Genomic DNA, 24,569 nt, shown 5'->3' on the forward strand with positions numbered 1-24,569 from the left:
AGTGCGTGCCGCTTTTTCTATTTTCGTCCAGCTCTGATCTCATCGGTCATGCCTTCATACGGTGCTTCTGCGATAATCGTTTCATCGTTTACCCCAGCATGGTGGATGTACGTAATGTCTGCGAATTCTGGTACGACATACTTCGGATAGGTTTCATATTTTTCACGGGATTCTTTCATGAGGTCGATATAGTCATTTTGATAGCAAACGGTGATATCTGGACGTTCATGCACCCATTTTGGGAAGAAAATGACGCCATGCATGCGTTTTTCCTCAGGCATAAAGTTTAAAGACACGTCTGTCCCAGTCGGTTCCGTCCAGGAAACTTTGTATACCCCTTTTGTCAGTTTCACAATATTCACTTCTTGATCACGAACCCAGCGGCCTCCAACCATTCCGCTATGAATGCGGTAATCAATGGTGTGATCATTTTTAATGTAAATCTCATATTCCCAGCCATTTTCATACGTATAAATCATATGAAGTCCAACGAATTGATCCATGTTTATTCCTTCTTTCAATTAAAATGATGTTGTTTCAAACATGTCACGATTTACATGTTTATTTTAGGGTGTATGGTATACTATTGTCAAAGAATATGCGTTGGAGGCATGTCATGAGAGTACTGAAATATGCCATTCTTGGCTTACTAGATCAGCGTGAGCTGACGGGATACGATATGAAGAAACACTTTGAAGATTCCCTTGGACAGTTTTGGAGTGCGAAGCATAGTCAAATATACCCTGAATTAAAGCGGCTAACAGAAGAGGGTTTTATTGAATTTGATATTCACATACAAGGAAAGAAGCTAGAGAAGAAGGTTTATCAAATCACTGATGCAGGAAAAAGAGAACTGCATGAGTGGTTAAGGAAAAAAGGCCCGATTCCAGACACAACAAAAGATGAATTTATGTTAAAAACGTTCTTTATCTCATCTATGGATCAAAAAGAAGCGGCCGGTCTCTTCTCACATCAGCTGCTGGAGCGAACAAAGAAAGTAGAGATGCTTGAACAGAAACTGAACGTTTTAACAGAAGAAGATCCATCTGCCCAATCACTGCATTCAACACAATTCGGGCATTATTTAGTGCTGACAAGAGCAATTGAAAGGGAAAAAGGGTATGTTCGCTGGCTCCAAAAGACCCTTGAAGTCATTGATTCATCCATTGTCTAAGGACAATCGTCGCACGATATGATAAAAAATGGTTTGAAACAAGTGAATTTATCAATAGAAACCGCTACAATGGATATATTCGTATTAAAGTGAGGCGAGTATGTTTGAGTAACCAAGAAGCGTTGTGGAATGAAGCAGAAGCTTTTATTTCTGTATGCTATGAAGAATTAGGCAAGTCAAATGAAGAAAAAGCAGCACGTCTGCATGAAATAAAAAAAGAAATTGAGTCTGACGGTATGTATACTCATACGCAGGAAGAATTAGCTCACGGGGCAAAAATGGCATGGCGCAACAGCAACCGGTGCATTGGGCGCTTGTTTTGGTCAACACTGCATGTGCATGACTGCCGGCACGTGACAACAGAAGATGAGGTGAAAGAGGCACTCTTTCATCATATTGAGTATGCGACAAATGGGGGTAAAATCAAACCGTCCATTACCATCTTCCCACCAGAGAATAAGGGACGGAAGGAAGTCGTTATTTATAATCATCAACTCGTTCGTTATGCGGGATATGAGTCGGAATATGGCATCATTGGGGACGAGGCATCACTTGAATTAACCAAGTTGTGTGAAGCGCATGGCTGGAAAGGCGAAGGCACGCATTTTGACCTTCTGCCACTTATGTTTCAGCTAAAAGATCAGCCGCCGGTTCTGTATGATCTTCCGAGAGAGATCGTTCAAGAGGTAGAGATCACCCATCCTGAATATGATGGATTCGGTGATTTAGGACTGAAATGGTATGCTGTTCCGATTATTGCTGATATGAAATTAGAAATTGGCGGCATTCATTACAATGCGGCACCGTTTAATGGATGGTATATGGGAACAGAAATTGGCGCACGAAATCTAGCTGACGAAAACCGCTACAATATGCTGAAAAAAGTTGCTTCTATTTTAGGACTGGACACGACAAAGAATGCGTCACTTTGGAAGGACAAAGCCATTGTCGAGTTGAATGTGGCGGTTCTTCATTCTTACCGGGAAGCAGGGGTGACCATTGTGGATCATCATACAGCTGCCCATCAGTTCAAACAATTTGAAAAACAGGAAGAAAAGGCTGACCGTAAGCTGACTGGTGATTGGACATGGCTGATTCCGCCAGTATCACCAGCTGCTACGCATATCTTCCATCGTCACTATGACAATACGATCGTGAAACCGAATTATTTTTATCAGGAAAAACCCTACCACGGGACGGAAAGAGCCTAGCGAAAAGCTAGGTTTTTTTGTATGAAATGAGTCTTTTGAATGTTGTTTGATTTGGTAAATGATGGTTTAATGTCGGTGAAATCAAAAAGGGGGAATAGAGATGAAAAAAATGACGTTGCTCATATTTTTGGCTGTATTCAGTTTCAACGGATTTCTACCGCTAGGTGATGAGAGAGCTAAAGCAACTACTGGAACAATAGTTCAGAATGTCATCGATTTAAAGGTGACAACCGATCGTTCAACTTATACTTCGCTTCATCCTCAGGTCAACGTCAACATGACCGCAACAACAAATGAAACACTTTATTATACAGCTGCTATTCGAAAACTTACTTTCCCAGTGACACCAGTCTTTACACACGAAGGGTCTATCTCTGGACAAAACGCTTTCGCAGCACCTACTCGTTTATTACTTCCTAACAGTGGATCAGCCAACTATGATGTTCATGTGAGTCTCTACAAAGATGCTTCACGTACAACCTTGATTGGTTATTATGTTGCAAACCCATTTACTGTTGTGAAATAAAGGGTACACATCAACTATCCTCTAATCCGAAAGTCTTGATAATGGGCGAACTTGGTGAGCGGCTCCATGTCCAAATGTGTGACTTTTGAAAAAGGACTACCTTTACGGACGGTCTCTAAAAAGTCAAAAACCTCCTGCTGCTCTCCTTCTACTTTTAACTCCACGTGACCCTCATCTGTGTTGCGTACCCAGCCTTTTATCCCTCGATTGACGGCTTCTCCTTGAACAAAATATCGAAAACCGACTCCTTGCACTCGTCCTTTTACAATAGCGTGATAATGAACCAATGTCATCTCTCCTTTTTTCTCATCGTACCATAACCTGCCTCGTTCCTTCACGTACCGACTATGATTTGACTGTCAAACCATGTAAAATAAAAGGCAATCAGACAATCAAAGGAGATGGCGAGAGTGGGGCAGACAAGGTACGACATCGAAGGAATTCAAGTAGGGCAACCTATCACCACCTATGTGAATGGTAAAGAAATCAAAACAGCCATCAACAAAAAGCGTATTCACGAGCCTGTTTATTTGAGTAAGCTCAATTTTGATGGAGATGGCCAGGGTGATTTGGTCCATCACGGAGGTGATGATAAAGCCATTTGCGTCTTTCCATATGATCACTATACTTATTTTGAGCAATTTTTAGGGGTGCCGTTACAGGAGGCAGCCTTCGGTGAGAATGTGACCGTGCATCAGCTTGTAGAGACAGAAGTCCGTATTGGAGATGTATTTCAGTTTGGGGAAGCGATTGTTGAGGTCAGCCAGCCAAGACAGCCATGTGTGAAGCTCTCTCTTAAGCATGGAAACATGAAGCTTGTGAAGGAAGTGCAGCAAACGGGATATACCGGTTTTTATTTGCGTGTGCTGAAAGAAGGAATGGTCTCTCCTGATGAAGCTCTTGTGTTAGTCGAAAAAGCGCCCCATCCCATCACTGTCCACGAAGTCAATGAAGTTAAATACCGTCAAGTAGATCAAAACAGGCTGAAAGCAGTTCTTGAAGTAGATGCCTTAGCAGATGTGGTCAGGAAGTCTTTAGAAAAACGTGTTCAGCCCATATAAAAAAGCCGTACATCTGATATGGATGTACGGCTTTTCAACATTTAAGAGCTCGTTTTCTTTTGCTCAAGAAGATTTGCAAGGAAATAAGTTTTAAAGCTTTGAAGCTTTCTTCCTTCATGCTTGGTCACACCAAGCTTCTTTAATTCTTCGACATACCAGCCTTTGCTACCATAATGCATGATAGAAAACTCCTTTCAATGGAAACTGCCTGCATTGTAACATCTCAAAAAAGGACGTGAAAAGTGTGCAGGTGTTTAGAAATGAAAACTGATTCTATCTGCCTATGATCTATGTATATGCTGGAAATAATCATTTATGAATTTGGCGGGTTGAGGGTAACGATGATCATGCCGACTGTCATAATCATGATGACAATACCGAGGTAGGTCATCATGGATTGTTTTTTCTTAATACCTACAACCGTTAAAATAATACTTTCAATAAAGAAGATAACACCGATGATGATGAACCACATATCAAATAAGACCCCTTTCGCATATCTTTGCCTATTTTACCACAGGCATTTTTGTTTAGTCGTGACAGATTCGTGAAACGGGCATGAAAAAATCCCCTCCAGTGAAGGAAGGGACCCGCTTGCTTACAGCTTTGTTAAAATAATCGGTTCGTCTTTTGTGATCACAATCGTATGTTCAATCTGTGCGACCAGGCTCTTATCAGGTGTTTTAAATGTCCAGCCGTCATCTGCTTGATAAATCGATTCAGCATTTGTTGAAATAAAAGGTTCAAAGGCGATGACTGTCCCATTCTTAAACAAAGCATTATCGAATGGATCATAATAGTTCAAAATATGGTTAGGTGCTTCATGCAGGCTTTTCCCAATACCGTGCCCTGTCAAGTTCTTAATGACGGTAAATCCTTGTTCTTTCGCTGTATTGTAGACCGCACGGCCAATTTGATTTTGTCTTTTACCGGCTTTCGCATGCTTTAATCCTTCAAGGAATGCATCCTCTGCACACTGGCATAATGCTTCAAGACGAGCATCTCCTGTACCTAAAACGAATGAAATCCCAGTATCGGAATAATATCCATCAAGCTCTGCTGAGATATCAATATTAATGAGGTCGCCCTCTTGTAAAATGGTTTTTTCACTTGGAATGCCATGTGCGACTTCATCATTGACACTGATGCAAGTCGTACCGGGGAAATCATATTCTTTTTCAGGAGCTGAATTGGCTCCATGCTCTTCTAATATTTTTTTCCCAATCAAATCTAATTCTTTTGTAGACATGCCTGGTTTCGCTTGGCTTTTCATTTCTTCTCTTGCCAAAGCGACAATTCGGCCGACTTTTTTTAAGGCTTCTAACTCATGATCATGTTTGACAATCACTGTTCATTCCCGCTTTCTATAACTTCATTCTATTCAATAGCTTACCACATTTTACGCCAAAAGAGTAAAGGCTGAGATTCGGGTGAGATGTGGACAAATTGGTATAGATAACTAGATGTGCATATGATATATTTTTTATGAACATCATGAGAGATTTGTTCATGATGATGACGAAGGGGGGAGAAATAAGATGGTGTTTCAGTTTTTTCAAAAGTTAGGAAAATCATTTATGCTTCCAATCGCTGTGCTTCCTGCAGCGGGTATCATTTTGGCTATTGGGCGTGAAGATGTATTCAACATCCCGTTTATTCATGCAGCAGGAAATGCAATTTTTGCGAATTTGGCTTTAATTTTTGCTATGGGTGTAGCGATTGGTATTTCAAAGGACGGTAACGGGGCAGCGGCGTTATCTGGAGCGATCTCTTATTTTATTTTGTCAGCTGGTACCACGTCGATCAATTCGACCAACAATATGGGGGTATTGGGTGGTATTTTGTGCGGACTTTTGGCAGGTTACGTTTACAATAAATTTAAGGACACGAAACTGCCGGAATACTTAGGTTTCTTTAGTGGAAGACGGCTTGTGCCAATTATGACAGCACTTTTTACCATTCTATTAGCAGCCGTTTTTGGATATGTATGGCCTCCAATTCAAAGTGTGATCAATGATTTGGGAGAGTGGATTTTAAGTCTTGGAGCAACGGGTGCCGGGCTGTTTGGCTTCTTTAACCGCTTGCTCATTCCATTAGGACTTCACCATGTGTTGAATAATCTATTTTGGTTTCAATTCGGTGAATTCAGCGGAGCGACAGGTGATTTAGCACGGTTCTTCAAAGGCGATCCAAGTGCAGGTGTCTTTATGACTGGTTTCTTCCCAGTGATGATGTTCGGGCTGCCAGCGGCATGTCTTGCGATGGTTGTGACCGCAAAGCCTGAAAAACGAAAAGCAACAGCCGGTCTTATGATTGGAATGGCACTGACGTCATTTATTACAGGAATCACAGAACCAATTGAATTCTCATTTATGTTTTTATCTCCACTTTTATATGGTGTTCATGCGATATTAACTGGTCTTTCGCTCTTTATTGTCAACACCTTAGGCATTCATAGCGGTTTCGCTTTTTCAGCGGGTGCGATTGATTACGTTTTAAGTTTTGGAATAGCACAAAAGCCCATTCTGTTACTTGTAGTTGGGGTCATCTATGGCGTGATTTACTTTGTTGTTTTCTATTTCCTGATTAAATTGTTAAAGCTAAAAACACCGGGCAGGGAAGATGATGACATCGAAGATATCTCAGGTGATGATACACATACTGCTGGAGCAAGTATGCTCGTAGAGGGACTAGGCGGCAAAGACAATATCACCACAATTGACCATTGTGCAACCCGTCTTCGTTTAACAGTAGAAGATACCAATTTATTAAATGAAGGTACATTGAAAAAAGCAGGTGCCAAAGGGGTACTGACGTCAGGAAAAACTTCCGTACAAATCATCATTGGAACAAATGTCGAATTTGTCGCCGATGATCTTCGCAAGGAAGTCGCTCGGGACTAAAAAAAGCGTTCAGCCAGATCAAATGGGCTGAACGTTTTTTTGTTTTCGCTGTTCGATCACCAGTACAATGCTGATGACAACAAGTAAAAACCATGAACTGATTTTACCAAGATGGACGAGAGACCAAGCATGCTGCTGATTTGGATATTGCCATGCTCCTAAAAAGGTCGTGACATTTTCGGCCACCCAAATAAAAAAGCCAATCAGTAAAAACGAGATAACAAGCGGCATGCGAAAGGTCGATGAACCGACCTGAAAGGACACGGTTGTTTTTCGAAACACAACCACTAGGAGTAAGGTCAGCCACCAGCGTAGATCATAAATCCAGTGATGAGTAAAGAAATTGAGATAAATACATAAACTGATCCCCACTGAAAGAAACGGGTGAGGCCACGCATTCACCTTCACGCGAAGCCGAGTCAGTGCCTGATAAATATAGCTTGCCACACTGGCATACATAAAGCCGCTGTAGAGCGGAACCCCAAAAATTTTCGTATAAGCTTCTTCAGGATAGGACCATGAACCCATATGTACTTTGTAGATTTCTAAGCCTATTCCAATCACATGAAAGAGACAAATAATCTTCAACTCTGTCAGTGTCTCAAGCCGCAGCATCAGCATGAGGAGCTGTGCGATAAGGCAAAGCAGAAGAATAACATCATATCGAGGAAGAAAAGGAATAGACACGATCTTTGATAGGGCAAGCGCTGTAAAGATCATGACGGGGAATAGACATGAAATAGCCTGTAAATAAGCAAAATGAAATAATGTTTTCATACAAAATGTAACCCCTTTTTACTGTCTGAAATAACTTAGACGGAAATAGCAAGGGAAAAGTTTACCTCGACTAGATATTCATGAACAATTTGTGAATATATATGTGAAAAGGATCACAAATGATATTTACATAGTATAATAAGATCATAAAGAAAATGTGAAATATTTCACATAATTTAAAAGGAGGCATCATCATGTTTACAAAATTCTTACAAACGAATGTATGGGCAGCGGTTATCCTTTTGGCAGCAAGACTTTATATCGGATGGACTTGGCTGACATCTGGTATTGGAAAACTAACAGGCGGATTCGATGCATCAGGATATTTGCAATTTGCCATAGCTGAACCTGTTGTGAAAGATGGACATCTTGTTTATCCGTTCTATGTCTGGTTTTTAGAAAATGTCGCGTTGCCAAATGCCGGACTCTTCAGTGTCATGGTCATGTGGGGAGAAATCTTAGTTGGTCTAGGACTAATTGTTGGATTGTTCACAACAACGGCAGCCTTTTTTGGAAGCGTGATGAATGTCTCTTTCTTACTAGCTGGAACCGTCTCTGTTAACCCGCTTCTTCTTCTGATCGCCGTCTTTATCATAGCAGCGAAAGGAAATGCCGGAAAATTTGGTCTTGATTATGTAGCAGGTCCAATCCTTAAGCGAAAACTGAAAAGAAAGCCGCATTTAGAAGTGGCATCATAATAAAGAAAAGCATCCTGAGAAAACTCAGGATGCTTTTTATTTAAGAACCGGCTTTGATGAAGTTAATATGCACCACAGTCAGCTCGTGCTGACTGATATCTGGATCATGTCCGACGATAAATTCGAGCTCATAATCACCGGTCTGATAAACGTATTTTTTCTCTTTTGTTTGCGGGATGGTGCTGACTGAATCTGCTGGTCCAAGCTGTTTCTTTAATAGGGAAGGAGTCATTCCTCCGATATTCGTTTCTTTTTCTACATTTGTTCCAAAATAACGGATTTCGTTAATCTTGCCTTTTTTGTCATAGTGAAAAGCAAATCCAGGGTTGCCCATCTCAGCATGATACAAATCAAAGCCGCTTTGACCGGTTTCTGGATAAGGCTGTCCTAGTTTATGCCGAACGTCTTTTTTTGTTTGAACCCCTATTTTGAGTCCTTCTGCATAGTATGGCATTTGTCCTTGATGTGCTAGCTGATAAATGCTGTTTAGCGCTGCTTTCGGCCCTTGAGGAATGGACTGTTCTGCCTGCGTTTGGGTCATGGTGTGCGCTGAAATCGCCGGGCTAAAACCGAATAAGGTGGAAGAAGCGAGTGAAGCGGTCACGACAAAAGCTGCTGTTTTTTTCATGATTAATCAATCCCTCCTTCTTCAACTATACCCGGTGCCATGTGGATCAAACGTAAAAAGCCCCAGCTGATCTTGGATCGGCTGGGGCTTTAAAAGAGGAAGTTATTTGGAAGACGAGCTGGATTCATCTTTGGCGGAAGAGGAATCTTTTTCATCCTGTACTTTCTTTGTGTAGTCATAATCATTGCGCTCAATTGGTGTAAAGCCTTTAGGTTTGTAGAAACGGAGTAAATCTTCCGTGACAATCTTATCAGATGTCTCTAGCATCTTTTTCACCGTTTCGTTTTCTTGTGATGCCTTTTCAGTCGGCTCGATTTTTTCACCTGTTTTGTTGCTGTAATAGTTGTTGCCTACTTTCGTGTAGTCCTTAGACACGAAGTCTCCGTTTCTAAATGGCACAAGCTCTTTAAAGTTCTTCGATAAGATATCAGAACCAGACATTAAATAGTTCTTCGTATCATCTCCGAGCAGGTGGAGAAGGGTAGGCGCAACATCCACTTCACCAGAGTATTTATGAATCTGTCCGCCTTTTACGCCTGGCACATGGATAAAGAGCGGCACACGCATAAGCTGGGCATTTTCATAGTCTCCAATTTTTTCGCCAGTCACTTTTTCCATCGCTTCATTATGGTTTTCTGAAATGCCGTAGTGGTCACCGTACATAATGACGACGGTATTGTCATAGAGACCAGATGTCTTCAAGTCATTAAAGAACTGTTCGATGGCTTCATCTAAATAATGAGCAGATTGGAAGTAGTTATCAACGACGGAGTCTCCAAAGTCGCCAGGTTCAAAATCAGTATCACCTTCATCCATACCAAATGGGAAGTGGTTTGACAGCGTAATGAATTTTGAATAAAACGGCTGTTTCAGATTTTCAAGCATTGGCATGGATTCTTTGAAGAACGGTTTGTCTTTCAATCCATAGTTCTTCGTATCTTGTTCATTCATATCGTAGTACTCAGAATCGTAAAATCTGTCATATCCAAAGGACTTAAACATTTCATTTCGGTTCCAGAACGTTTTCGTATTCCCGTGGAATTCTGCGGACGTGTATTGGTCCTTTTTCAAAATGCCAGGAAGCGCCTGATATGTGTTTTGAGCTTTGTTAATAAATACAGAGCCTTGTGATAATGGGAAAAGCCCCGTATCCATCATAAATTCCGCATCAGATGTCTTTCCTTGTCCTGTTTGATGGAAGAAGTTATCAAAATAAAACGTTTTGTTGTCATGGGCTAATGAATTTAGGAAAGGAGTGACCTCTTTTCCATTCACCTTGTAATCAATGACAAAGTTTTGCAGTGATTCAAGAGAAATCGTAATGACGTTCATGCCTTTCGCTTTCCCGTAATAAGCCGGGTTAGGATCAGCGCTGTTCGCCTTTAGATAATTCTCTACATCTGTCACGTCACTTGAATTTGCCAGGGCACGCTGGCTGTTTGATTTCACATTTTGAATGGCATCAAACACCGTAAAATTATAAGCACCCAAGTATTTGACTAAATAATTGCGGTCGAACGATCTTGATAAAAGCTCTGGGCGATCAATTTCTGCTGCGATTAAGTTGACAACAAAGATCAGAACAGAGGACACAAGAACGAGTCTAAACGATTTTGTTTTTTGAACAGGTACAGTCGCTGTACTTGTTTGCTGCTGTCTTTTCATGCGGACTGCGAGTACGATCAAGATGATGGTATCGAGAAAGTAAAACATATCAGTCCAACGCATGAGTGAAAATGCACTATCACCTAATTGTCCGCCATTCGTTCCTGCCTGCATCACTGTAGGCAGCGTGATAAAGTCATTGAAGAATCGATAGTACACGATGTTTGCGTAAAGTAAAAAAGACATGAAAAAGTGAATCACAATGATAGCGGCAGGCTGCCATTTTTTCTTGAACAATAAAGCAAAGCCAAGAAAGAACAAGCTGGAGCTAATAGGATTCACAAAAAGCAAAATATGCTGAAGCACATTTGATATACCAAGTTTAAATTCGATTAAATAAGCTGTATACGTCTTGAGCCATAACAAGATGGCTGCAATCACAAAGAAGCCGAGGCCTCTTTTTTGAATAAATGTTTTCATTTAAACACTCCTTTTCTCCGTTAAACGGAAGAGGCGGAACGAAAGAAAACGAACCATTAGAATATACCATGAAATGCACAAATAGAAAAGTCATAACCGGTGAGCACCTAAGGCAGCCTGTCCGAGCTAGAGTTGGGAAGACATCGAAAACATTCGATTTCCGAAAAATTTTTTGTGAAATCCATCCTAATAATTACAGAAAATTCTGTATTTTTCCTGTTGCTATTTCAATAAAACAGGTAAAAAGACACAAGTCTAAAGAATTAATTTGATTTCTACAATGGTGCATTTAGGCGGATTTCCAGTGTTTATTAATGTTTATGCAGGTTAAGTAAAAAAAATGAATGAATAAGCAGCTGAATTGTCTGGATAATAATTCCTTCATGGAAGTATATTAATATATTTTATTGTTTCACAAACATAATGGTTTTGATGTGTATTGTAAGGGTTTTATTCGTTTTGACGAGCGAACAAATTATCTAAATATACTTAAGCGAACAGTTCGACACTATAAACTTTTGAAACGGGGTCGATATAGACAGTGACAGGAAATCTTCCATTGAAAGGATTGATAGTATATGACTGTACGAGCACAGAACCTCGTTCAGAACTGGTTTCCGAGTGAGGACGGAAATGCAGAAGAGCGGAAAGAACTCATTAAATTAATGGAACAGATCATTTCAGGGGTCGATGACCTGAAGGATCCGAACCGTGCTCACCTAAAAGGTGAAAAGAATCGTGAGGAGGACTTTTACAAAAGGCTCATTGAAACAAGTCAAATTCCGATGAACGGACAACAAGCGGAACTTGTGAATGAAGAATTACTGAAGCTTTTACATAATCATCCATACCACACGAAGTATTTCTTCACGAACATTTTGCCAATGGCAAGTACACCAGGAATTCTAGGCATGCTGACGGCTATGCTGGTTAACGGAAACAACCTATGGGATGTGTATGGACCAGCAGGCGCAGAAGCTGAGGTCAGAGTGGTCTCAATGATGTCTAAGCTCATCGGATATGATCCAAATGTGAGCGGGGGCTACACAACATGGGGAGGTCAAGGGGCTATTTTCTCGGGGCTTCGTTTAGCAATTTCGAAAGTTGCACCGGAGTCATTACGAAAAGGTGTTCCGCAAAATCTTTATGCGTTTTGTTCTGATGCAGCACATTACAGCTTATTTAAGTCAATGGAAGCAACAGGGCTTGGCACAGACAACTTAATCAGAATTAAGACGAATAAAGATCATTCGATGGATATGGAAGATTTGCGTTGTCAAATGGAACGTGTTGCCCAAAATGGCGGAATTCCCGTTTATATTGTGGCAACAACCGGAACAACAGATGCCATTGCAATTGATGATGTAAAAGGGGTACGTGAAACGGCAGAAGCCATTGCTGAGGAGTATGGTCTCAAGGTGCCGCATATTCATGCGGATTCGGCGCTTGGTGGATTCTTTGCTTTCTTTAATGAGTATGATGTATCTGAAAACCCGCTGCAATTCTCAGACGGTGTTCTTCGTATGCTAAAAGAAATCAAAGCGAAATTCCAGCATCTTTCTCTTGCTGACACGATGTGCTTTGACTTTCAAAAGCTCGGCCAAACGCCTTACACATCTAGTTTATTCTTAGTGAAAAACGCAGCAGACCTAAAGCGTTTAGATCTGGAAGAACAAGAGACACCATACGTTGGTCATAGAGGCTACGGCGAATACCATACGGGTTATACACTGGAATGCTCAAGAATGGGAAGCTCCATCAGCATGCTAAGTGTGCTGTTAACGTTTGGAATTGAAGGATACCAGCGCTTGCTCGGTCAATTTTTAGAGGTGAACCTTGCATTTAGAGAAGCACTTCGTCAGGAAATTCCACAAGCAGAAGTCGTCAATGATGACAATGTCGGAATGGCTACATTGTTTAGAATTTACCTAGACGGCTCTCCTCGTTTTAAGGAAGAAGTGTCTGGAGAAGCAACTGCTATGGAAATTGAGCGCAACAATGATTTGAACAAAATCCTCTTTGAAAAGCTTGGAGAGAAAAGAGACGAAATGTTCTTTGGCGATACAACGAAGTTTTTACAAGTCAATGCCAAAGAAGGTCAAGAATTCTATCTAAGTGTGAGTAAATTTTTTGTGATTTCACCTTATACGTTACCGGAGCATATCCCTCATATCGTATCTTATTTAAAAGATGTCATTGCATCTGTTTGTGGACAATTTGAAAGTGTAGAGGCTTAAATTAAAATTGAGAGTGGAGATGTAGAAAAAAATGGCGAAACAAAGGAAGTTTGGAGGACTTACGATATCCTCCAAAATCATGTCAGTCGTTGTCGTAACATTACTCGCAACCGTTGCATTATTCGTTCTAACATTTTATTTAGTCAGCCAGGATTTATCTTCCCAATTATTAAAGCAATTTGATTATCGATTAACAACAGATATTGATACAGCGAAAAAAGAAATCGATAATATGGATGGAAATGTCCTTAGCATTAGTGGGAAGGATGATCCTATTTATGTGGAGATCAAAAAGAAATTCACAGAGCTGAAAGAAGATCATACGCTTGAGAACTTATACGTGTTATCAAATAAGGGCGGCAAAGAAAGAATCATCGTACTAACAGGGGAAGACAATGATTTTGATCAAGATTATGTCTTTTCAGATGAAATGAAACAAGCTCTTTCTGAAGATAAAATGGTCAAAAGTGACATTTACGTTGATTCGTATGGGACTCATAAATCCGTCTTTTTACCAATTAAAGATTCAGGCGGTGAACTCACGGGGATTTTAGGAATTGACTTAGATGCGTCTGTTGTTCCAGCAACAACGAAAAAGCTGACAATTTATATCACAGTAGCATCTGCGATTGTGCTCATCGGTGGATTACTCTTCTCATTCTTCATGGGAAGAAGAATTGCAAAACCAGCACGTTCATTAATGGAATCAGCAGATCGAATTGCAGATGGTGATTTAACTGGCATGGTAGAAGTTCAAAGTAAAGATGAGATCGGTCAATTAGCAGCTTCCTTCCAGAAAATGCAGGGACGGATCAAAGAGCTTATTGGAAAGATCTCAAACTCATCAAGTGAAGTGTCGAAAATGTCTTCACAGCTTCGCACAGTGACAACGGAATCTAGTCAAAGTGCACAACAAGTGTCAGAAGCGATGACGAATATGAGTGAAGGAATCAATGATTCAGTCGCAAACATTACAGACTGCACAACATCTGTTGCGGAAATTGATACTCAAATCGAAGGCGTGACAAAAGAAGTGGATGAAATGAAATCTGTTTCATCAGAAGTACAAGAGCAGTCAGAATCTGGTCAAAAATTGGTGCAGCATGTGCTTGAACATCTCAACATGTTACACGACATGATGACAAGCTCAAAGCAGGCGGCAGAAGAATTGCAATCACATTCAACAGAAATTGAAAGTGTCATCTCCATTATTACGGACATTTCAGCGCAAACGAATCTGCTTGCACTGAATGCTTCTATTGAAGCCGCACGTGTAGGAGAAGAAGGAAAAGGATTTGCTGTTGTGGCTGATGAAGTCCGTAAGTTAGCTGAACAGTCAGCTGATGCAGCTAAAACGGTCTCAGACTTAGTCATTGGCACACAGGAAAATAGTCAGCGTGTCCTTGAAAGCGTGGAGGAAAGCAGTAAAGCAGTGGAAGAAGGCCGTGAGCAAATGAAAGGCACCTCGCAGAACTTCGCTGGTATTTATGATGGAGTGTCTCAATTTGCAAGCAGAACGAACAATTTGCTTCAATCTATTAAGCAGGTAGAACGCGCTTATCAAACAATTTCTACATCGATTGAACAAATTTCGGTCGTGTCAGAAGAACATGCGGCAAGCTCTCAAGAAGTAGCGGCAGCAACAGAACAACAAAGTGCTGGCATGCAGCAAATTTCAAGTGCGATTGAACAGCTCTCTGACATGTCAGAGGACTTGGCACAAATGGTATCTACTTTTAAAATCGACAAAAAATAACGAGAAAGCTGGCTCTTGTGAGAGAGTCAGCTTTTTTGCTATGCTTAACCAAAATATCAGACGATCTGAAAGGAGACGTGTCATGGATTTTGCGCAGAGATTGTCAGAAGAACGGATCAAAAAGGCGATGGACCATGGAGCTTTTGAAGGACTATCAGGCTTTGGGAAACCTCTGCCAAAGGATGATGCTGCTCATGTACCTGAAGAACTGAGGATGGGCTATCGAATCATGAAAAATGCTGGCTTTGCCGGGGAAGAAACAGCTTTGAAAAAAGAACTAATGACGGTCAAAGAGTTACTGAAAACGAGTATAGATGGAGAAGAAAGAAAAAAACTCTCTCTCGTATGTGAGGAAAAACAAAAACGCCTTGATGAACTCACATCCAAGCGCCAAACGTTTGCTCGACCAGCCTCCTCCTTTTATAAGAATAGGGTCTACGAAAAACTAACGGAGCATAAAAAAAGATGATGACACGCTGCCTCTTTGAGCACATTGAGGGAGCTTTTTTTATGAAAGCGCTACATTTTCTTATTGACTACATGTATATACAAATATAAAATATGAAGTGAACATGTATATACAAGTTTTGATTCTTTTTTCTTATAAAAAAACGGTCTCGGAGGGGATAGCATGGCTGATTATCAGACAGCGGCAGATCAGATTGTGAAAGCCATTGGCGGCAAAGAAAACATTGATCAAGCCACACATTGTGTGACAAGACTTCGTTTTGTGCTAAAAGATGAAGGTAAGGTGGATGAGAAAGCACTAGAACAAATTGATGAAGTGAAGGGATCTTTCTCAGCGAATGGCCAATACCAAGTGGTCATTGGTCAAGGAGTGGTGAATCGGGTTTATGCCGAAATGGTCAAACAGACGGGAATCGGCGAAGCGACAAAAGAGGACGTCAAGCGTGCCTCTGATCAGAAATTAAACCCACTTCAGCGTGCTGTGAAAACGCTTGCAGATATCTTCATTCCAATCCTTCCAGCTATCGTGACAGCCGGTTTATTGATGGGGATTAATAATATTTTAACAGCTCCTGATATTTTCTTTGATCAAAAATCCATTGTGGATGTGTATCCGGCATGGGCGGATTTAGCAAACATGATCAACTTGATTGCAGGTACTGCCTTTACCTTTTTGCCAGCATTAATCGGCTGGTCGGCTGTCAAGCGGTTTGGAGGTAATCCGCTTTTAGGGATGGTCCTCGGACTGATGCTTGTACATCCAGATCTGTTGAATGCGTGGGGGTATGGAGCGGCGGAAAAGACAGGTGACATACCTGTATGGAATTTGTTTGGACTTGAAGTACAAAAGGTAGGTTACCAAGGGCAGGTTCTTCCGATACTTGTCGCCTCCTATTTACTCGCAAAGCTCGAATTATTTATAACAAAAAGGACACCTGAAAGTATTCAGCTGTTAGTTGTTGCACCAATTACATTACTACTCATTGGGTTTTTATCATTTATCGTCATTGGTCCCGTTACATTTGCGATCGGAAACGTATTAACATCTGGACTCGTCACTGTATTCCAGCAATTCGCAGCACTTGGTGGCCTTTTATATGGCGGATTGTATGCAGCGTTAGTCATTACAGGCATGCATCATACATTCCTAGCGGTCGATATTCAGCTGATTAACTCAAAACTGCACGGCACGTTCCTATGGCCAATGCTCGCGCTATCTAATATTGCTCAAGGGTCGGCGGCACTTGCGATGATGTTTGTCTTAAAAGATGAAAAGCAAAAAGGGCTCTCGCTGACATCAAGTATTTCTGCTTACTTGGGTATTACTGAACCGGCGATGTTTGGGGTGAACTTGCGCTATAGATTCCCGTTTATTTTTGCCCTGATCAGTTCAGGGATAGCTGGTATGTTTATTGCCTCACAAGGGGTACTGGCAAGTTCAGTCGGCGTTGGAGGCATTCCAGGAATCTTCTCGATCATTCCGAAATATTGGGGTGCATTTGCCATCGGAATGGTGATTGTGCTGATCGTCCCATTCATTGGTACCCTTTTATATGCAAAACTTAAAAAGAAGGATGTATCACAAGAACTTAACTAGTGGTGGTGAAGGAAATTGAATCAACAAACAAACGAACCGTGGTGGAAAAAAGCCGTGGTCTATCAAATCTATCCGAAGAGCTTTTTAGACACAACAGGCTCTGGTACAGGTGATATCAATGGTGTGACGAAAAAGCTCGACTATATTAAAGAGCTAGGGGCGGATTGTATTTGGCTGACTCCTATGTATGAGTCACCACAGCATGACAACGGTTATGATATTAGTGATTATACAAAAATCCATGACATGTACGGCACAATGGCCGATTTTGAGCACATGCTGAAAGAAGCACATGAACGAGGGATTCGTGTCATCATGGATCTCGCTGTGAACCATACATCTATTTTCCATGAGTGGTTTCAAGCCTCCCGAGAGTCGAAGGAAAACCCGTATCGAGACTATTATATTTGGAAGGAGCCGAAAGCGGACGGCTCTCCTCCGAATGACTGGCAGTCAAAGTTTGGCGGGCCAGCGTGGGAATTAGATGAAGCGACAGGTGACTATTATCTTCATTTATATGATGTTACCCAGGCAGACCTCAATTGGGAACATGATGAAGTGCGCAGGAAAGTATATGACATCATGCACTTTTGGTTTGAAAAAGGGATCGATGGATTCAGACTGGATGTCATCAATAACATTTCAAAGGATCAACGCTTTTTAGATGATGCTGGGCAATCAGTGCAAGGTGACGGGCGTATGTACTATACAGATGGGCCGAGAATTCATGAATTCTTGCATGAAATGAACCAGGAAGTGTTTTCGAAATACGATAGCATGACCGTGGGGGAAATGTCTTCAACGAATATTGCAGACTGCATTCGGTATACAAGACCTGATCGGCAGGAGCTGGATATGACGTTTAATTTTCATCATTTAAAAGTTGACTATCCTAACGGTGAAAAGTGGGCCATTGCGCCATTTGATTTTCTAGAGTTGAAATCAATTCTGTCAGAATGGCAGACGAAAATGCATGAGGGCGGCGGCTGGAACGCACTCTTTTGGTGCAACCATGATCAGCCACGCATCGTGTCTAGATACGGTGATGATGGCACGTACCATCAGCAATCAGCGAAGATGCTGGCGACCACCATTCATTTGATGCAAGGCACTCCTTATATTTATCAAGGTGAAGAAATTGGGATGAAGAATCCTCGCTTTGAGGACATTTCGTCATACCGCGATATCGAATCACTGAATATGTACGAAGTCATGCTTGAAAAAGGGAAAACAAAGGAAGAAGCTTTGGCGATTTTACAGGTCAAATCAAGAGATAACGCAAGGACACCTATGCAATGGACTTCGGAAAAAAATGTGGGGTTCTCAAAAGGTACGCCTTGGATTGAACCAGCTCAAAACGGCATTTCAGTAGAAGCTGCCTTAAAAGATGAGAAGTCGATTTTTTATCATTATCAAGCCCTTTGCAGGCTTCGTAAGGAACTTGATGTAATCACCTATGGAAGCTTTACTTTATTGCTGGCAGATGATCCAAAGGTGTTTGCGTATGTACGGGAAGGCAAAGATGAGAAGATTCTCGTGATCAACCATTTTTATGCAGGCGAGACGGACTTTACACTTCCAGATGAGCTTGCAAAGGATGTCAATGAAATGGAAGGGCAAGTCCTGCTGTCCAATTATGAGGATATGCCGGCAGATATCAAGGGATTTACGTTGCGCCCATATGAGTCAATCGTTTATCATTTAACCAAACGCTAGTAAATGGGGCGGAGGGAAAATGAAAGAGAATAAGTTTCGAGTGATTTATGATCAGCTCGCAAGACGAATTGAACAAGGTGAATGGCAGGATAAAGGCATCCTCCCATCAGAACATGAGCTATCTGTCATGTATGACACATCCCGTGAGACGGTGAGAAAGGCATTAAACATCCTTGTGCAAAATGGCTATATCCAAAAAATTCGTGGGAAAGGCTCAGTATTGCTGAATCGAGAGAAAATGCAGTTCCCAGTTTCGGGTCTTGTCAGCTTTAAAGAGCTTTCCCAAACGCTTGGGCGAAAGACGGTAACAACGGTTCATGAGTTCGGTTTAATCAAGCCAGATCAGTATATTCAGTCTCAGCTGAAAATCAGTGGGCAGGAGGACGTTTGGGAAGTCATTCGCTCTCGCAATATTAGCGGAGAAGAAGTCATTTTAGACAAAGATTACTTCTTGCAAAAACATGTGCCGTTCTTGTCTAAGGACATTTGTGAAGGATCGATCTATGAGTATATTGAAGGAGAACTTGGGGTCTCGATTAGTTATGCTCAAAAAGAATTTGTGGTCGAGCCATGTACTGAAGAAGATGAGAGGTATCTCGATTTGAACGGGTTTGATCATGTGGTGGTGGTGAAGAATTATGTGTTCTTGGAGGATACGAGTCTATTCCAATACACCGAAAGCCGCCACCGGCTAGATCGTTTCAGATTCGTGGATTTTGCTAGAAGAGAGAAGTAGACAGGGCCGAGGCTCTGTCTATTTCAGGTTGCAGGGAAACAAGAGCAACATTCTAGGAGGACAAATGATCAGACTGAATAGACCATTAAAATTAAGAGATTTAGAAATTTTTAGCGTGATGAAAGATCACAGGATTTTATGTTATGTCATCATTGAAGACACGCGAAAACCGTTTACGGAAGAAGATAGAAAATTAGAGCCGTTATGTTATATGGATGAAGAAGACATTCAAGCGATTTTGAATGTATTTCATATTTCAATTATCAGTGATGAAACATTAAATGAAGAAGATTTAACCCTTGTGAAATCGTACTTTGCTGAATTTGTGAATAACACGAACTTAACGAATTTCATTACGAGAGAATATGTTCAAAAGGATTTATATGCCGTTGATGATGAAGATGATATCACGTTCTTTAATAGAATGCTGCGTCATATAGGGTCAGATGATGTGAAAGAATTTGATGACCGTCATTGGATGTATTTATCCCAAGATTGATAGTGAGATGGAAAAAGGACAGAGCCGAAGCTCTGTCCCCAGCGTGTAGACAAACCCTCGCATTCGTTGTCAAATCTGTGCTCCGGTGCTCGACTTTCCTAGACTGCAAAGGTTTTCTATCACGCTGAAAAAAAGACAAAGGGCTAAAATCAAGTCCATTTTAGCCCTTTGTCCTCAATCTGAAAGGACAGAGCAAATGCTCTGTCCTTTTCTATTAAGATGATACTTTGTTTCTTGTACGTTTGCGCTGGTAGTAATAAAGGATACCGCCTGAGGCGAGCATGAGCAAGCCAATTAATACCGCTGTATACATCATTGTTGCAGTATTCGGCAGTGTGCCGCCTGGCATGCCGCTTCCATCCTGACTTGGATCCGAACCGCCTGGAGCAGAAGTTCCACCGTCTCCGCCAGTTTGGTCTGGAGCTGTTCCAGCCGCTTCACTTTGATTGAGTACGGTGTATTCACTAAAGTGCTCCGTTTTACCTGAGACAATCCCGTTTTCGAATGAACCGTTACTTGTTTTGGCATAGCGGTTTTTCTCACGATCGACATAATAGACACCTGGTTTCTTCGCTTTTTCAGGCGCGTCTAATGTAAAGAACAGTGTGACGGGATCTTTAAAGGTAGAGACATTTTTCTGATCTTGTTTGATTTGGAAATCGTATGTGTCGGTTAATGCGTTTTTCACTTTATTTGTTTTTGCCATTGATATATCTGTTTGTTGCTCTGACAAATTGGAGAGCGGTAATGCTAGACCGACTTTGTCATGATAGATGGTGACGTTTGGATCTTGCTCTCGTTTCTTCAGTTCAGCTATTTGCCCTTTTGATAGAGACAATTGAACCTTTTTCGCTTCGGTTGCTTTGTCTAAATAGAGCAATGCTTTGTTCGTATGCTGCACATACGTTTGGAATTTCTCATCATCTTGAATGTCATAGGCGCCTTTTCCTTTCAAGCGAGGAAGGAATACTTCTTTCACTCGATGGTCGATGACTGGAGAGATATGACCGTCTGCCTGTTCAATTTGTTCTTTGAAGATTTCATAGTCAACATAGCCTAAGTCTTCACCATGAGACGCTTCTGTAAAGACGCTGTAGCCATCACCGCCTGTGCCGACGAATGCGTTAGTCGCCACGCGGTATGTTTTCTGATCATCAATGTCAGTCAGGTTGCCCTTTTGATCTTTTAATTTGACATCAATCAGTCTACTACCAGCTGGTTTACTCAGTGTAAACGTATATTCAATACCGGCTACATGAGGAAATGCGCCTCCGCCTTCTTCAATGCCTGAAAGACCTTGTTCAAGCGCTTTTTTAATTTGACTGCCTTTTAAATCTGCGACATATAGTGTGTTTCCAAAAGGCATCACGGTTAAAATATCCCCTAATGTGATATCTCCTTTTTCAATGCTGCCTCGAATACCGCCACCGTTTGTAATGGCAAGGTCAGCACCAGCAGATTCTTGTGCTTTCTTTAACATGCCATCTGCAATAAAGTTTCCAAGGTTAGTTTCCTTTGCACGGACGTGTTCACGCTGTCCATCTAAGAAGACATCTGACGTCCCGACTTTTTCGGTTTTTAAATCTTGGATATCTGCTTTGTACTGATCAAGAATCGCTTTTGCGTCCGCATCTTCTTTCACAGAGTCGTCGATCGTGATGAGGTCAAAAGTAGATTCTAATGGCTGTACGACGCCTTTTTTGTCAAAGGCCACGTCTACTTTTCCTAAAAATTGTCCGTAGTCTTTTACTTGCGCAACAATCGTTGGTTCTTTTTTATTGATGACCTTTAATTTTTCAACAAGGGTGTGGGTGTGACCACCAATGATGAGATCAATGCCATCTACTTTTTGAGCCAGCTCTAGATCACGGTTATAGCCAATATGTGTGAGCGCAATAATTTTATTGATTTTTTCTTCAGTTTGAATGGTTTTGACTGTTTCTTTTGCTTTTTTGTATGCATCTTGAAATTGAATGTTGGGACCACTGCTGGATGTAATGGCTGTGTCTTCAGTGGTTAGACCGAATACAGCGACCTTTTCACCATTTACATCAAGCAGAATGTAAGGGTAAATGCCAGCTTCTTTTTTCTCACCAGCTTTAAATGTTGCTGGTTTTTTCACTAAGTCGCTTAACTGTTTTTCCTTAGAGACATTCACGTTTGATGACACGATCGGGAAGTTCGGTTTTTCAAACTGATGACGGTTTTTAGCATCTACACTGGATGCGTCACCTGTCAGGAATTGACGAAGGACAGATGGACCTTTGTCAAATTCATGATTCCCAAACGTCATGGCATCGTATTTCATTAAGTTCATCAGTTTCAGATCGGCAAGTCCTTGCCATTTTGTGAAATAGAGATCACCAGAGAAGACATCTCCAGCGTCTAATAAAATATTGTTTTCGCTTTGGGCGCGAACTTCTTTGATCTTGGTTGCGCGTCTTGCTGCATCATCCAGATGGGCATGTGTATCGTTTGTATGCATCACCGTTAAATGCCAATTGTCTGTTGCAGGTGGTTCTGTTGTACCATCATCTTTAAACGCTAGCTTGTACACGCCAAGTCCGTCTGTGCTGGCATTCCGAATAAAGTCGACGCTGCTTGATTTCTCTGCGAACGGTTTTGCAAGTAGAGAAGATTCAAAGGTGACTGTTGCGCCTTTTACTGGTGCAATGGACCAGTTTTGATCTGCGCTTGGGTTAATGGTTTTTTGTTCAATAATATAATCCATCAGCACTTGGCGGTTCTCATCTGCTGAGGCAAGCACGACTTTATCCTGTGTGAGGTGCGGGAAGCCTCCGCCGCCAGATGCACGGTAGTTGTTTGTCACGACTAAAAATTCTTGATTGTCAGAAACGGGTTTTCCATTGTAAGACAAGTTTTTGATGCGGTTCGCACTAGCGTTAACAAGTGTGCCTGTTGTGCTGTATTTAGCAGGCTGTGTGACATCTACTTGGTACGTCACACCATCGATCACATCAAAATTATATGAGCGGTATTCTTCGTTTAAAATAGGCTGTTCATTTGAAGTATTTGGTTTGATTTGGTTAAACTGACCAGCAGACATTTCAAGCCAGTCTTTTACTTCACTGCCTTTTAGTTTTACAATCTGTACGGTGTTATCGTAAAGATAGAGATCGCCGATGTTTTTAATCGCTAAATCACCTTTTGCGATATTTGTATAATAGTTCACACCGTTGCGTCCGCCGGCTTTAAATGGCGCACCCGCAGAGAGAATCGGCAAGTTTTTGTACGAAGTATCTTTCATTTTTTCTTGTGCATACCATTTCTGGGCATCTGTCACGATTTGAATAGAAGGGTCATCCATCACTTGAGCGAAAAAGCTGTTAATGTCTGCTTCTGTTTTTCCAACTGGCTTTCTGACGTAATCTAGGGTGTTTTGGTGAGTTGTTTGAATGGCATCTTTCACTGTACTGTTTTGAGATGTCACCCCGGCAACGGATTCGATTTTGCCTGTTCCGTCTGTGACTTTCCAGTTGCTTCCGTCTGGTTCTAGCGTTAAATCAATGACCCCGAGGTAGCTTCCCCAGTTTTTTGACATGACGACAGGAATGCCATTAATGGTTCCCTTTGCGACATCAAATTTGTCGACGCCGCTATATTCAGCGCTTGGGAATGTGCCATGCTGGTGGCCAGACACAATCGCATCAATGCCTTTTGTTTTCGTGGCAAGGTCAAAGATCATATTTTCTGATCCTTTAGGTGAAGCTGTTTTTTCAATTCCTGTATGAGCAAGAGCGACGATGACATCTGCGCCTTTTGCTTTCATTTCTGGAATGGTTTCATTGGCAGACTCCACAATATCTTGCACTTGAACTTGCCCATCTAAATGTTTCTTATCCCACGTCATAATTTGTGGTGGTGCGAACCCTATGTAACCGACTTTCACAGTTTGGGAGGCTCCGTTTGCATCTTTAAAGGTTTTATCCTGAATGACATAAGGAGTAAATCGGTGTTCTCCGTTTAACTTTTTGACGTTCGCATTGACAATCGGGAAGTTGGCGCCCGCAATGGTACCGTCAAGAAAAGATAAACCGTAGTTAAATTCATGATTGCCGAGTGTACCTGCATCATATTTTAATTTGTTGAGTGTATGAATAATGGGGTGAACCTTTGTTTGATTGATGATGCTGTCTTTTTCATTTTTATAAACGTATTCTCCAAGAGGGGTTCCTTGAATCAGGTCTCCGTTATCAACAAGGAGTGTATTGGGATTTTGTGAACGGTGCTTGTCAATCAGCTCGGCTGTTTTTGCCAAACCGAATTCATTTGTTTCTTTGTCGCTGTAGTAATCGTAATTCATCATGTTCGCATGAACATCCGTTGTGGCTAAGATACTGACCTTTACGGCGCTGCCGCTTTCTGTTTCTGCATGAGTAGGTACTGCTGGGAGAATGAGACTAATCAACATAATGGAAGTGAGCAGAATAGACAGGTTTTTCCTTCGTTTAGACCTATGTGCTTGCTTCTTCACCT

The 24,569-nt window shown here is 41.4% G+C and carries 22 protein-coding genes; 13 read left to right on the forward strand and 9 right to left on the reverse strand.

Annotated elements, in window-relative coordinates:
- Positions 1-17: 17 nt before the first annotated feature.
- A complete protein-coding gene (locus tag NSQ17_RS03780; RefSeq protein WP_008341777.1) occupies positions 18-503 on the reverse strand; it encodes a phenolic acid decarboxylase in 486 nt (161 codons plus the stop codon).
- A 113-nt stretch (positions 504-616) separates the two neighbouring features.
- On the opposite strand from NSQ17_RS03780, the gene NSQ17_RS03785 reads away from it, so the two are divergent.
- From NSQ17_RS03785 to NSQ17_RS03795, 3 genes are all read left to right on the forward strand, one after another.
- A complete protein-coding gene (locus tag NSQ17_RS03785) occupies positions 617-1,174 on the forward strand; it encodes a PadR family transcriptional regulator (RefSeq protein WP_024719344.1) in 558 nt (185 codons plus the stop codon).
- Positions 1,175-1,278: 104 nt separating this feature from the next.
- Positions 1,279-2,385, forward strand: coding sequence for a nitric oxide synthase oxygenase (locus NSQ17_RS03790; protein WP_047946767.1), 1,107 nt, complete (start codon positions 1,279-1,281; stop codon positions 2,383-2,385).
- Positions 2,386-2,485: 100 nt separating this feature from the next.
- Positions 2,486-2,911, forward strand: coding sequence for a hypothetical protein (locus tag NSQ17_RS03795; protein WP_342467864.1), 426 nt, complete (start codon positions 2,486-2,488; stop codon positions 2,909-2,911).
- A gap of 14 nt (positions 2,912-2,925) precedes the next feature.
- Here NSQ17_RS03795 and NSQ17_RS03800 read toward each other — a convergent pair whose 3' ends face one another.
- Positions 2,926-3,198, reverse strand: a complete 273-nt coding sequence (locus tag NSQ17_RS03800) for an acylphosphatase (RefSeq protein WP_039962563.1) — start codon at positions 3,196-3,198, stop codon at positions 2,926-2,928.
- A 123-nt stretch (positions 3,199-3,321) separates the two neighbouring features.
- Here NSQ17_RS03800 and NSQ17_RS03805 point away from each other — a divergent pair, with 123 nt between their 5' ends.
- Positions 3,322-3,972, forward strand: coding sequence for an MOSC domain-containing protein (locus NSQ17_RS03805; RefSeq protein ID WP_060780871.1), 651 nt, complete (start codon positions 3,322-3,324; stop codon positions 3,970-3,972).
- Positions 3,973-4,013: 41 nt separating this feature from the next.
- Here NSQ17_RS03805 and NSQ17_RS03810 read toward each other — a convergent pair whose 3' ends face one another.
- The 3 genes from NSQ17_RS03810 to map all read right to left on the reverse strand — a co-directional run bounded on the left by NSQ17_RS03810 (position 4,014) and on the right by map (position 5,320).
- Positions 4,014-4,151: a YflJ family protein gene (locus NSQ17_RS03810; RefSeq protein WP_008341771.1), complete on the reverse strand. Its 138-nt coding sequence runs from the start codon at positions 4,149-4,151 to the stop codon at positions 4,014-4,016.
- Positions 4,152-4,285: 134 nt separating this feature from the next.
- Positions 4,286-4,447 (reverse strand): hypothetical protein, encoded by a 162-nt coding sequence (locus tag NSQ17_RS03815; RefSeq protein ID WP_008341770.1) that lies wholly within the window; start codon positions 4,445-4,447, stop codon positions 4,286-4,288.
- A gap of 123 nt (positions 4,448-4,570) precedes the next feature.
- Positions 4,571-5,320, reverse strand: coding sequence for a type I methionyl aminopeptidase (map, locus tag NSQ17_RS03820; RefSeq protein ID WP_008341769.1), 750 nt, complete (start codon positions 5,318-5,320; stop codon positions 4,571-4,573).
- 190 nt (positions 5,321-5,510) lie between these two features.
- Here map and nagE point away from each other — a divergent pair, with 190 nt between their 5' ends.
- Positions 5,511-6,875 carry an N-acetylglucosamine-specific PTS transporter subunit IIBC gene (gene nagE, locus NSQ17_RS03825; RefSeq protein ID WP_048002726.1) on the forward strand — a complete coding sequence of 455 codons (1,365 nt, stop codon included), beginning with the start codon at positions 5,511-5,513 and terminating at the stop codon, positions 6,873-6,875.
- Between the two features lie 18 nt (positions 6,876-6,893).
- Here the strand turns inward: nagE and NSQ17_RS03830 are convergent, their stop codons facing one another.
- Positions 6,894-7,652, reverse strand: a complete 759-nt coding sequence (locus NSQ17_RS03830) for a DUF817 domain-containing protein (RefSeq protein WP_058336533.1) — start codon at positions 7,650-7,652, stop codon at positions 6,894-6,896.
- 194 nt (positions 7,653-7,846) lie between these two features.
- Between NSQ17_RS03830 and NSQ17_RS03835 the strand changes: the two genes are divergently transcribed.
- A complete protein-coding gene (locus tag NSQ17_RS03835) occupies positions 7,847-8,350 on the forward strand; it encodes a DoxX family protein (protein WP_058336532.1) in 504 nt (167 codons plus the stop codon).
- A 40-nt stretch (positions 8,351-8,390) separates the two neighbouring features.
- Here NSQ17_RS03835 and NSQ17_RS03840 read toward each other — a convergent pair whose 3' ends face one another.
- Both NSQ17_RS03840 and NSQ17_RS03845 read right to left on the reverse strand, forming a co-directional pair.
- Complete coding sequence (locus tag NSQ17_RS03840; RefSeq protein WP_342467865.1) at positions 8,391-8,978, reverse strand: YjgB family protein; 588 nt, start codon at positions 8,976-8,978, stop codon at positions 8,391-8,393.
- 102 nt (positions 8,979-9,080) lie between these two features.
- Positions 9,081-11,063 carry an LTA synthase family protein gene (locus NSQ17_RS03845; protein ID WP_008341764.1) on the reverse strand — a complete coding sequence of 661 codons (1,983 nt, stop codon included), beginning with the start codon at positions 11,061-11,063 and terminating at the stop codon, positions 9,081-9,083.
- Positions 11,064-11,641: 578 nt separating this feature from the next.
- Here NSQ17_RS03845 and NSQ17_RS03850 point away from each other — a divergent pair.
- The 7 genes from NSQ17_RS03850 (at position 11,642) to NSQ17_RS03880 (ending at position 20,072) form a co-directional block, all read left to right on the forward strand.
- On the forward strand, positions 11,642-13,300 hold the full coding sequence (locus NSQ17_RS03850) for a pyridoxal-dependent decarboxylase (protein ID WP_342467866.1): 1,659 nt from the start codon (positions 11,642-11,644) through the stop codon (positions 13,298-13,300).
- Between the two features lie 31 nt (positions 13,301-13,331).
- Complete coding sequence (locus NSQ17_RS03855; RefSeq protein ID WP_024720238.1) at positions 13,332-15,056, forward strand: methyl-accepting chemotaxis protein; 1,725 nt, start codon at positions 13,332-13,334, stop codon at positions 15,054-15,056.
- 82 nt (positions 15,057-15,138) lie between these two features.
- On the forward strand, positions 15,139-15,525 hold the full coding sequence (locus NSQ17_RS03860; RefSeq protein ID WP_035391356.1) for a DUF1992 domain-containing protein: 387 nt from the start codon (positions 15,139-15,141) through the stop codon (positions 15,523-15,525).
- Positions 15,526-15,687: 162 nt separating this feature from the next.
- Complete coding sequence (treP, locus tag NSQ17_RS03865) at positions 15,688-17,121, forward strand: PTS system trehalose-specific EIIBC component (RefSeq protein WP_008341760.1); 1,434 nt, start codon at positions 15,688-15,690, stop codon at positions 17,119-17,121.
- A 15-nt stretch (positions 17,122-17,136) separates the two neighbouring features.
- Entirely contained in the window at positions 17,137-18,837 is a 1,701-nt protein-coding gene (gene treC, locus NSQ17_RS03870) for an alpha,alpha-phosphotrehalase (RefSeq protein ID WP_342467867.1), read from the forward strand.
- 19 nt (positions 18,838-18,856) lie between these two features.
- Positions 18,857-19,573 carry a trehalose operon repressor gene (gene treR / locus NSQ17_RS03875; RefSeq protein ID WP_017358787.1) on the forward strand — a complete coding sequence of 239 codons (717 nt, stop codon included), beginning with the start codon at positions 18,857-18,859 and terminating at the stop codon, positions 19,571-19,573.
- Between the two features lie 64 nt (positions 19,574-19,637).
- A complete protein-coding gene (locus tag NSQ17_RS03880; RefSeq protein WP_041090690.1) occupies positions 19,638-20,072 on the forward strand; it encodes a hypothetical protein in 435 nt (144 codons plus the stop codon).
- Between the two features lie 214 nt (positions 20,073-20,286).
- Here the strand turns inward: NSQ17_RS03880 and NSQ17_RS03885 are convergent, their stop codons facing one another.
- Complete coding sequence (locus NSQ17_RS03885; protein WP_342467868.1) at positions 20,287-24,567, reverse strand: multifunctional 2',3'-cyclic-nucleotide 2'-phosphodiesterase/3'-nucleotidase/5'-nucleotidase; 4,281 nt, start codon at positions 24,565-24,567, stop codon at positions 20,287-20,289.
- Between the last annotated feature and the right edge of the window lie 2 nt (positions 24,568-24,569).

The organism is Bacillus sp. FSL W8-0629 (genome assembly GCF_038593225.1).
GTDB classification, from domain to species: domain Bacteria; phylum Bacillota; class Bacilli; order Bacillales; family Bacillaceae; genus Bacillus; species Bacillus altitudinis.